The organism is Micrococcus sp. KRD077 (genome assembly GCF_017168505.1).
GTDB classification, from domain to species: Bacteria; Actinomycetota; Actinomycetes; order Actinomycetales; family Micrococcaceae; genus Micrococcus; species Micrococcus luteus.
Genome location: NZ_JABFAZ010000004.1, coordinates 25,801 through 36,005, shown reverse-complemented (window position 1 = coordinate 36,005; position 10,205 = coordinate 25,801). Strand labels below are relative to the sequence as shown.

The 10,205-nt window shown below is 72.6% G+C and carries 9 protein-coding genes; 1 reads left to right on the top strand and 8 read right to left on the bottom strand.

Annotation, left to right across the window (positions count from 1 at the left end):
• Positions 1–165: 165 nt before the first annotated feature.
• From J1M39_RS01605 to J1M39_RS01580, 6 genes are all read right to left on the bottom strand, one after another.
• Positions 166–762 (bottom strand): hypothetical protein, encoded by a 597-nt coding sequence (locus J1M39_RS01605; RefSeq protein WP_041105172.1) that lies wholly within the window; start codon positions 760–762, stop codon positions 166–168.
• Between the two features lie 49 nt (positions 763–811).
• Entirely contained in the window at positions 812–2,095 is a 1,284-nt protein-coding gene (locus tag J1M39_RS01600; protein ID WP_101965725.1) for an ABC transporter permease, read from the bottom strand.
• Complete coding sequence (locus tag J1M39_RS01595) at positions 2,092–2,853, bottom strand: ABC transporter ATP-binding protein (RefSeq protein ID WP_049145557.1); 762 nt, start codon at positions 2,851–2,853, stop codon at positions 2,092–2,094. Before J1M39_RS01595 ends, J1M39_RS01600 begins: the two co-directional genes overlap by 4 nt.
• Before the next feature lie 181 nt (positions 2,854–3,034).
• Positions 3,035–4,117, bottom strand: coding sequence for a tryptophan--tRNA ligase (trpS, locus tag J1M39_RS01590; RefSeq protein WP_002856591.1), 1,083 nt, complete (start codon positions 4,115–4,117; stop codon positions 3,035–3,037).
• A gap of 26 nt (positions 4,118–4,143) precedes the next feature.
• Positions 4,144–5,070, bottom strand: coding sequence for an exodeoxyribonuclease III (locus J1M39_RS01585; RefSeq protein ID WP_002856592.1), 927 nt, complete (start codon positions 5,068–5,070; stop codon positions 4,144–4,146).
• Positions 5,070–5,633, bottom strand: a complete 564-nt coding sequence (locus J1M39_RS01580) for a hypothetical protein (RefSeq protein WP_061866937.1) — start codon at positions 5,631–5,633, stop codon at positions 5,070–5,072. Before J1M39_RS01580 ends, J1M39_RS01585 begins: the two co-directional genes overlap by 1 nt.
• 182 nt (positions 5,634–5,815) lie before the next feature.
• Here J1M39_RS01580 and J1M39_RS01575 point away from each other — a divergent pair, with 182 nt between their 5' ends.
• Positions 5,816–7,234, top strand: coding sequence for an MFS transporter (locus J1M39_RS01575; RefSeq protein WP_241253786.1), 1,419 nt, complete (start codon positions 5,816–5,818; stop codon positions 7,232–7,234).
• Positions 7,235–7,250: 16 nt separating this feature from the next.
• Here the strand turns inward: J1M39_RS01575 and J1M39_RS12500 are convergent, their stop codons facing one another.
• Positions 7,251–9,158, bottom strand: coding sequence for an ABC transporter permease (locus J1M39_RS12500; protein WP_206496405.1), 1,908 nt, complete (start codon positions 9,156–9,158; stop codon positions 7,251–7,253).
• A gap of 3 nt (positions 9,159–9,161) precedes the next feature.
• Positions 9,162–10,148 (bottom strand): ABC transporter ATP-binding protein, encoded by a 987-nt coding sequence (locus tag J1M39_RS01565; RefSeq protein WP_036338212.1) that lies wholly within the window; start codon positions 10,146–10,148, stop codon positions 9,162–9,164.
• Positions 10,149–10,205 lie beyond the last annotated feature (57 nt).

Sequence of the window (10,205 nt, the reverse complement as noted above, 5' to 3'; positions counted from 1 at the left end):
ATCCGGGCCCACCACGGGCCGCCCGCCGCCGTCCAGGTCGTCGGGGTGGGGGGACACGGGATGCGGGGGTCGATGATCGGAGGCCATGTCGCCATGGTCTCCGCTGGCCGACGCCGGGGCGAGGGCTGGCGACCCCGGACTCGCCGCCGGCGAACGGCGTCGGGATCAGGCGCGGCGGCCCTGACGGGTGTAGGCCGCGACCTGCGGGTTGAAGGCCTTGACCAGCCACAGGATGTTCACGATCACCAGCGCCAGGCTCAGCACGGAGGCCAGGACGCCGCCGATGCCGGGGTAGGTCACGAAGGAGAAGATGCCGCCGACGGCGCTGAGGGTGCCCAGGATCGCGACGACGATGCCGAGGATGCGGGCCCAGTTCTTGGCCCCGCGCAGGTTGAAGTACACCAGGGCGTACAGGGCCACGCCGATGAGCAGGACGATGATCGTGCCCACCGTCACGGAGGCGCCCACGACAGGCGCGATCTCCTCCACCTGCTCGGGGGTGAGGCCACTCTGGCGAAGGGAGTCCCGCATGCGTTCGATGCTCTCCTCGCCGCCGAACAGGGCCGGCAGGGAGGACAGCACGTACAGCGCGAGCGACGTGAGCGTCAGCGTCAGGAGCGCGGGGAACGCGGCCGGCTCCGGGACGATGCCGTACGGGCTGCCCGGCTGGGCGCCATAGCCCGGGGCCGCGTAGGGCTGCGTGCCGTAGCGGGAGCCCACGGCGGGCTGCTCCGGGTTCGGGTTCGGTCGATCGGTGGTCATGGTGTGCTCCTCGGTGACGGTGGTGGCGGTGACGGGCGCGGTGGCAGGATCACTCGTGCCGCAGTGCCTCGATGGGATCCTTCCGGGCCGCACGCAGGGCGGGCAAGGTGCCGGCGATGAACGCGATGGCCACGATCAGCAGCAGGATCAGCAGCAGGGCGAGGGGGTTGACCGCGAACAGGACCAGGCCGGTGACGCCGCTGAGGGGGCCGGTGGTCAACACCTGGTTCGCGATGAGTCCGACGGCGACGCCCAGGCCGATGCCGACCAGCGAGCCGAGCAGGCCGATCACGACGGCCTCCATGGTGAACAGGCCGAAGATCTTCCCGCCGGTCATGCCGAGGGCCTTCATGAGGCCGATCTCCCGGGTGCGCTCCTGCACCGCCATGAGCAGGGTGTTGATGATGCCGAAGCTGGCGGCGAGCAGCGCGATGAGCGCGAAGCCGGTGAGCACCCACGTGACGGCGTCGATGATGCCGCGGATCACGCCGAGCTGCTCCTCGAGGGTCTGCGCCAGCAGGCCCTGGTCGGCCAGCGCCTGCTTCACGGCGTCCTCGTTCGCCTCCGGGTCCTCCACGATCGCCGTGGCCTGGAAGTAGGTGTTCCGCTGCGACTCCGGCAGGCCCTCCGTCGTGATGTCGTAGATCTCCTGCTCGAGCGACTCCGACGGCGTCGGGGCGGTGCCCGCACCGGACGCGGCCGCCTTCGTCACACCGACCACGGTGGCCGTCACGGACTTGTGCTCCTGCAGCGGGGTCGCCGCCACGACGGTCAGCTCCGTGCCGACCAGGTCCTCGGCGTCGCCGGCGCCCAGGTCCTCCACCCACGACTCGGGCATGACGATCTCCGCGGCGCCGGCCTCGGGGGCACGGCCGGCCGAGAAGGTGAGCATGTCGATCTCGCCGGAGCTGCCCATGAAGCCGGTCTGCCACTTGCGGTCGTCCGGGCCCTGGATGTACTCCGGCTCGGCCACCCGATAGGTCTTCACCTCGGTGACGTGCTCGGTGTCCTCGATCGCGGCGAGGTCCTCCTGCGTGAGCAGCGGCATGCCGAACATCTCGCCGCCGGCGGCGTCCTGCTCCGTGTACTCCTGGGGCGAACCGCTCGCCGCACCGGCCGAGGACATGTCCTGCTGCTTCATCACGGTCAGCTCGCCGGGCTTGCCGAAGCCCTCGACCACGTTGTCCACGTACTTGTTGATGCCCGCGCCGAGCCCCGTGGTGAGGGTCAGCGTGAATGCGCCGATCACGATCGCGACGACGGTGAGGAAGGTGCGCAGCTTGGAGCGCATCGTGTTGGCGAGCGCCGTGCCCGCGACGTCGGTGGCCTTCATGCCCGCGCTCCGTCCCGCTCGGTGCCGACGCGCTCGTCGGCGATGACCACGCCGTCCTGCAGCTCGACGCGACGGTCACACTTCGCGGCCAGGTCGTCGTCGTGCGTGACCACCACGAGGGTGATGCCCTCGTCGCGGTGCAGGCCGAAGAGGATGTCCTCCACGGCCGCCGAGGTGGCGGAGTCCAGGTTGCCCGTGGGCTCGTCCGCGAACAGCACCGTCGGGTTGTTCACGAGCGCACGGGCGATGCACACGCGCTGCTTCTGGCCGCCGGAGAGGTCCGTGGCCTTGTTCTTCGCCTTGTCCGCGAGCTCGAGCCGCTCGAGCACCGCCATGCCGCGGCGGGTGCGCTGGGCCCGGCCCACGCCGGCGATCTTCAGCGGCAGCACGGTGTTCTCCAGGACCGTCTGGTTCGGGTTCAGGAAGAACTGCTGGAACACGAAGCCGAACCGCTCGTTGCGCAGCTGGGAGATCTCCGCGGCCTTGAGCTGGGAGACGGGACGGCCGTCCATCGCCACCACGCCGGCGGAGGGCTGGTCCAGCAGCGCCAGCAGGTGCATCAGGGTGGACTTGCCGGAGCCGGACTTGCCGACGACGGCCAGGGACTCGCCGCGCTGGATCTGCAGGGTGATGCCCTTCAGCGCGTCGAAGCGGGACGCCCCGCGACCGTAGACCTTGACGAGGTTCTCCGTCTCCAGGACGGGCTCGGCGCCGGGCGGGACCTCGGCGACGGCGGGGATGGGGACCGCGGTGGACATGGCTCCGGCACTCCTCTGTCGGTGGGGCTCGCCCCCGCTGCGGCAGGAGCGGAGGCAGTGCACCCATCCTGACAGCCGGGCACCCGCCGCCGCCTCCGACTCGAGTCGGAGAAACACGACGGCCCGCGTTCCCCGCAGGTCGGGGGCGCGGGCCGTCGTCGGGGGGCCGGTGCGGCCCGGCTCAGCGCAGCGGCGGCAGGAAGCCGACCTTGGCGTAGACGTCCTCGAGCACGGGCGTGGCCACGGCGCGGGCCTTCTCGGCGCCGGCGGCGAGGATGCGGTCGAGCTCGGCGGGGTCGTCCAGCAGCGCGAGGGCGCGCTCGCGCACGGGGGCCAGGCGCTCGACGACGGCGTCCGCCACCGCGACCTTGAGGTGCCCGTACATCTTGCCGACGAACTCCTCCTCGAGCTGCGGGATCGGCGTCCCGGACACCGCGGAGAGGATGGTCAGCAGGTTGGAGACGCCGGGCTTGGCCTCGCGGTCGAAGCGCACCTCGGTGCCGTCGTCGGTGACCGCTGACTTGATCTTCTTGGCGGTCTTCTTCGGCTCCTCGAGGATGTTGATGAGCCCGTTCGGGGACGCCGCGGACTTGGACATCTTCGACGTGGGGTCCTGCAGGTCGTAGATGCGCGCGCCGGTCTCCGGGTAGAAGCCGGTGGGCACCACGAACGTCTCGCCGTAGCGGTGGTTGAAGCGCTGGGCGAGGTCGCGGGTGAGCTCCACGTGCTGGCGCTGGTCGTCGCCCACAGGCACGCCATGCGGCTGGTAGAGCAGGATGTCCGCGGCCATGAGCATGGGGTACGCGAGCAGGCCGACGCCGGCCGCGTCCGCGCCCTGCTTGGCGGACTTGTCCTTGAACTGGGTCATCCGCATGGCCTCGCCCATGCCGGTCATGCAGGTCAGCACCCACGCCAGCTGCGCGTGCTCGGGCACCTGGGACTGGACGAACAGCGTGGAGCGCTCGGGGTCGATGCCGCCGGCGATGAACTGCGCGGCAGCCACCCGCGTGCGCTCCGCCAGGGCTGCCGGGTCCTGCGGCACGGTGATGGCGTGCAGGTCGGGGATGAAGAAGAAAGCCTCGAAGTCGGCCTGGGTGCGCTCCCAGTTCACGAGGGCGCCGAGGTAGTTGCCCAGGTGGAGGGAGTCCGCCGAGGGCTGCATGCCGGAGAGCACGCGGTGCCGGGCGGACGCGCCGGCCAGGTGGGCGGTGGCGGCGGCGTCCTGGGCCAGGACGTCCTGCACGGAGTTCTTCTTCATGGTCATCTCAGCCTCGGGTCTCTCCTGCACGGTCAGAACTGGTAGTCGACCACGAGCGGGGCGTGGTCGGAGAAGCGGGTGCCCCAGCTGGGGGCGCGGTCCACGACGGCGGTCGTCGCCCGCTCGGCCAGGCCCGCGGTCGCCATGTGGTAGTCGATGCGCCAGCCGGCGTCGTTGTCGAAGGCCTTGCCGCGCATGGACCACCACGTGTACGGGCCCGGCACCGGTCCGGCGAGGGCGCGGTGCACGTCCGTGAAGCCGAGCTCGCCGAAGAACCGGTCGAAGTAGGCGCGCTCCTCGGGCAGGAAGCCGGCCTTCTTCACGTTGCCCTTCCAGTTCTTGATGTCCAGCTCGGTGTGGCCCACGTTGAGGTCGCCCGTGACGAGGGCGTGCCCCTCCCCCGCGGCCAGCTCGGAGAGGCGGCGGACCATCTCGTCGAGGAACCGGTACTTGTCCACCTGCTTCGGGGTGTCGACCTCGCCCGAGTGCACGTACGCCGAGACCACGGTCAGCGGCGAGCCGTCCGGCAGGCGCAGGTCGGCCTCGATCCAGCGGCCGGCGTCGTCGAAGTACCCGTCGGCGTCGGCGATGCCGGTGCGGACCTCGCCGAGCGGGAACCGCGAGGCGATCGCGACACCGGCCCGCCCCTTGGCGGCGGCCACGGCGTCCGCCAGGTGCACCTCGTCCCAGTCCTCGCCCACGATCTCGCGGACCAGCTGCGCCGTGACGTCCGCGGGGGCGCGCACCTCCTGGAGGGTGAGCACGTCCACGCCGCGGCCGGCGAACCACTCGCGCATGCCCTTGCGGTGCGAGGCGCGGATGCCGTTGACGTTCACGGTGGCCACGCGCACGGCGCCGTCGGCCTTGGGCGCCCCGGCGTTGGCGTGCACCACGGGCTCGCCCTCGGCGGGCTCGGGGTACTTCCCGGTGACGGGGTCCTTCTCGGGCAGCGCCGTCATCAGCCGATCACCGTCCCGCTCACCGGGCCCTCGGCGCCACCGGCCCGGGACTCCTTGATCATGTCGCGGGCGTTGGAGGCCGTGATGTCGATGGTCTCCAGGGCACGGTCCACCATCTCACGGTCCATGCTCTCGCCCGCGGCGAGCTGCTCGCGCACGACGCGCACCTGCACCTGGGCGATCTTGAAGGAGTGGTCCAGCTTGGTGTCCCGCAGGGGGTCCGCGGCCGGCGCCGACGGGGCCACCGCGGGGGCGGCGGCGTCGGCGTCACGGCCGCGCAGGGCGGCGACGTCGGCGCGGGCGTTCTGCATGGCGGTGTCCACCTTGCGGCCCGCGGCCTGGACGCCGCGGCGCATCTGCAGGTACACGACCACCGCGAACACGAGCCAGCCGGCGGCGACGGCGACCACGAGCCACCCGATCACGTCGTTCTGGTTCGCGGCGAAGATGATCGCCACGATCAGGATGACGATCATCGCGACGAAGCCGAGCGATCCCACGCGCAGGCCGGCGCGGGGGCCGCGGCGCGCGCCGTCGGGACCGGGGGTCAGGGACTGGGACATGGGTGCTCCTCCGGAGGGGCTCGTGGGGTCTGCCCTCCATCATCCCGCATCGTGGGGTGGGGTCCGAATCGGGCGGCCCGCGTCGGTGCCTATCCTGAGGCGATGACCCCCCGCCCCCCGCCGCCGACCCCGCGTCCGGGGCCTTCACCCCTGACCAGCGCCGCATCCTCACCGCACTGCTCATGCCGCTCTTCCTCGCGCTGATGAGCGTGTCCGTGGTGAACGTGGCGCTGCCGGCCATCGAGTCGGGCCTGGACGCCACGAGCGCGGATCTGCAGTGGGTGCTGGCGGGGTACACGCTGACGTTCGGCACCGTGCTCGTGGCCGCGGGCCGCGCCGGCGACCTGTGGGGGCGCAAGAACCTGTTCCTGGCGGGCATCACGCTGTACATGCTCGGCTCCCTGCTCTCCGGCCTGGCCGGGGACACTCTGCTGCTCAATGCCGGGCGCCTGCTCACGGGCCTGGGCGCGGGCGTGTTCAACCCCCAGGTCATCGGGTTCATCCAGTCGAACTTCCACGGCCGCGCCCGCGGGCGGGCCTACGGGCTCTTCGGCACCGTGGTGGGCCTCGGCGTGGCCGTGGGGCCCCTGCTCGGCGGGCTGTTCCTCGGCGCGTTCGGCCCCGAGTGGGGCTGGCGCTCCACGTTCCTCATGAACGTGCCCGTGGGCCTGGCCGCCGTCGCGATGGGCGCCCTCTGGCTGCCGCCGCCCACCCGCGTGCACGGCCTGCCCCCCGCCCCCGGACCGCGCGGGATCGCCGCGCTCGACCCGGTGGGCGCCCTGCTGCTCGGCGCCGGCGGGGTGAGCCTCATGGTGCCGTTCATCGTCCCGGGCACCGCCTGGCTGCTGGTGCTCGCCGCCGCGCTCGTGACGGCGTGGTGGCTGTGGGAGAAGCGCGTGAAGGCCCGGGCCTCGGCCACCGGCGTGCAGCCCATGGTGGACCCGACCCTGTTCCGGCGGCCGTCCTTCACGATCGGCGCGCTCGAGTCCACCATCTACCTGGCCACCATGCCGGCGGTGTTCGCGATCGTGGCGATCTTCCTGCAGCGCGGCATGGGGTTCACGCCGCTCGAGGCCGGCCTCGTGGGTCTGCCCGGCGCCGTCGTCGTGGCCTCCCTGTCCCCGTGGGTGGGCTCGATGGTGCAGCGGCGCGGGCCCGTGCTCGTGCTGCTCGGCGCCCTCGTGGGCCTCGTGTCGCTGGGGGTGCTGGCGCTCGCGTTCGAGCGCAGCGCGGCCGGCGCGTGGTCGCCGTGGATCGTGGGGGTGGGGCTGATCGTGCAGTCGGCCTCGCAGGCCCTGCTGCTCACCAGCACGCAGGTGCTGATGATGGACGACGTCGCCGGCCACGAGGCGGGGGCGGCCGGCGGCGTCGCCCAGACGGCGCAGCGCCTCGGCACCGCCCTGGGCCTGTCCGTGGTGACGGGCGCGTTCTTCGCGGCCCTGGCCGGCGCCGCAGCCGAGAGCGCCGGGCCGCCGTCGGCCGCGGCGTACGCGCACGCGGCCTCGACCGCCATGGGCATGGTGGCCGTGTGCTGGGCGCTCACCGCCGTGGTCGCGGCCCTGGACGTGGTCCGGCGACGCCGCGCCGCGCGCGCGGCCTGACCGGCCCGCGGGGGCCTCAGCGCAGGAACAGCGCGCCGAGCCGGCGGGCGGCCAGCCACACCCCGACGCCGGCCATCACCACGAAGTAGAGGACGTGGCCGGCGGTCGCCCAGCTCAGCACGCCCACCGCGAGCGCGCGCATCATCTCCACCGCATGCCACAGCGGGAACACGCGGATCACCCACTGGATCGGCTCCGGGTAGACCGCGAGCGGGAAGAACGTGGCCGAGAACAGGAACATGGGCATCAGCACGATCTGGACCCAGTCCATGTGCTGGAACGTCTTCATCCAGCTCGTCACCGCCATGCCGAGGGAGGCGAAGCCCAGCGCCACGAGCAGGGCGCCGGGGATCATGAGCAGCGCCGTCCACGAGGTGACGAGCCCGGCCACGGTCATGACGATCAGGAAGCCGACCGCGTAGATCAGCCCGCGCAGCAGCGCCATCGCGATCTCCCCGAGTGCCACGTCCAGCGGGCCCAGCCGCGTGGAGAGCATGGTCTGGTACGTCTTCGCGTAGCGCAGCTTGAAGAACACGTTCCACGTGGAGTCGTAGATGGCGCCGTTCATCGCCGAGACCGCCAGCAGCGCGGGGGCGAGGTACATGCCGTACGGGACGGGGGTGCCATCCGGGCCGGCCACGTCGCCGACCAGCGCACCGAGCCCGAGCCCCATGGAGGCCAGGTAGAGCACGGGCTCGAAGAACCCGGAGAAGAACACCACCCAGTTGTTGGACTTCAGGGAGAGGAACGCCCGCTCCATCACCGCGCGCACGTTGCCCGAGTACGCGCCGGCCAGCGGGCCGCGGCGCACGGGGATCTCGGGCAGGGGCGGCACGGCGACGGCGTGTTCCCGCACCACCGAGGACGACGGCGCAGCCGGGTCCGCCTGCGCGGCGGCGGGTGCGACGTCGGCGCGGGCGGCCCCGGTGCGCGCGGCACGGCGGCCCAGGCGCGGGGCACGCTCCCTGTGGGCGGCCGTGACGGCGTCGCGGTCCGGGGTGCCGCGGACCCAGCCGAGGCGGCGCGTGTAGATCCGCACCGCGAGCCAGGCCCCGCCGAGCGCGAGGGCCAGCAGGAACGCCACGTGCACCACGGTGAGCCAGGCCGGCTCGACCATCCCGTAGGAGAGCACGCGGCCGAGCTGGGCGGCATGCCACTGCGGGGAGAGCCAGCCGATCCAGCGCAGCCACACCGGCAGCGCCTCGAGCGGGTAGAAGGTGGCGGAGAACAGGAACAGGGGCATGACCACGAGCCGCTGCAGGGTGGCGAACTGGCCCTTGTCCTCCTTCAGGGAGGCCGCGAACGCCATGATCGGCGCGCCGACGGCGAGCCCGCCGAGCGTGGCGGTGAGGACCTGCACCCACGCCCACGGGCTCGAGACCACGCCGAACGCCAGCATCACCAGCAGGAACACGGCGGCCTGGAACACGAACCGCAGGCTCACGGCCGCGAGGTGGCCCAGGGCGATCTGCGCCGGAGACAGCGGAGTGGCCTGCGCCGCGTAGTACGTGCGCTGCCACTGGAACCCGCCCATCACCGGGTAGGAGAACTCGACGGACGCGGTCATCAGCGCGCCCGAGGCCAGCAGCGCCGGGGCGATGAACGCGACGTAGGAGACCCCGCCCAGGGCGTCCTGCGGCATCCCCCCGCCCATGAGCTGGGCCAGGCCCAGGCCCATGGCCAGCAGGTAGAGCACGGGCTCGCCGAGCGCCCCGACGAGCAGCACCGCGCCGTAGCGACGCATGTTCCGCAGCTGGTGTTCGGCGTAGAGCAGGACGCCGCGGCGCCTCACACGCTCCGCGGACGCCGCCGCGGTGACCGGCGGGCGCAGCGGCTCGGCGGGCGTGGCGGACGGAGCCGAGGTCCCGGACCGCGGGCCGGGCGAGGCGGGGCCGGGGGCCGTCGTCGTGGTGGGGGACGGCACGGGTCAGTCCACCAGGGTGCGGCCGGTGAGGATGAGGAACACGTCCTCGAGGCTCGCGCGGCGGGTCAGCGTGGTGGCGGGGGCGGGCAGGGCGCCCTCGTCGACGAGGCGCTGCACGACGTCGTGCAGGTCGTCCGCGCGTCGGGCGTAGACGAGGACGCGGTCCGGGAGGACCTCGACGCGGTGCACGACGCCGTCACCCGCGTGGGCCTGGACGGTGCGGGCCGCGGCCTCGTTGCGGTCCGCGCCGAAGCGCGCCTCGAGGACCTCACGGGAGGCGTGCTCGCGGATGAGCTCGGCGGGGGTGCCGGCGGCCATGATCTCGCCGCCGTCGACGACGACGAGCCGGTCGCACAGCTGCTCCGCCTCGTCCATGTGGTGCGTGGTCAGCAGCAGCGTGGTGCCGCGTTCCTTGAGCCGGTAGAGGCGGTCCCACAGGATGTGGCGGGCCTGCGGGTCCAGGCCCGTGGTGGGCTCGTCGAGGAGGAAGAGGGCCGGCTCGTTGACCAGGGCGCGGGCGATCACGAGCCGGCGCTTCATGCCGCCGGAGAGGTCGGTGACCTTGGCGTCCGCCTTCTCGGTGAGCTGGGCGAAGGCCAGCAGCTCCTCGGCCTTGGGCCGCAGGTATGAGTAGGGCAGGCCGAAGTAGCGGCCGTAGATCAGGATGTTCTCCCGGGCGGTGAGCTCCTCGTCCAGGTTGTCCTGCTGCGGCACCACGCCCAGGCGCGCACGGACGGCCGGCCCGTCCTCCTCCGGGTCGATGCCCAGGATGGTCAGCTCGCCCGCGGTGCGCTGCGAGGTGCCCGCGAGCATGCGCATGGTGGTGGACTTGCCCGCGCCGTTGGGGCCGAGCAGGCCGAAGCACTCGCCGGGACGCACGTCCAGGTCGATGCCCTTCACGGCGTGGAACTCGCCGTACTGCTTGCGCAGCCCACGGGCACGGATGACGGAGGCGTCGCCGGGGGACGCGTGCAGAGTGGTGTGACTCACAAGGCGACAGCATAGGCGCACCACCCGCCCGGACGCGCGCCGCCCCCTCGGCGACGA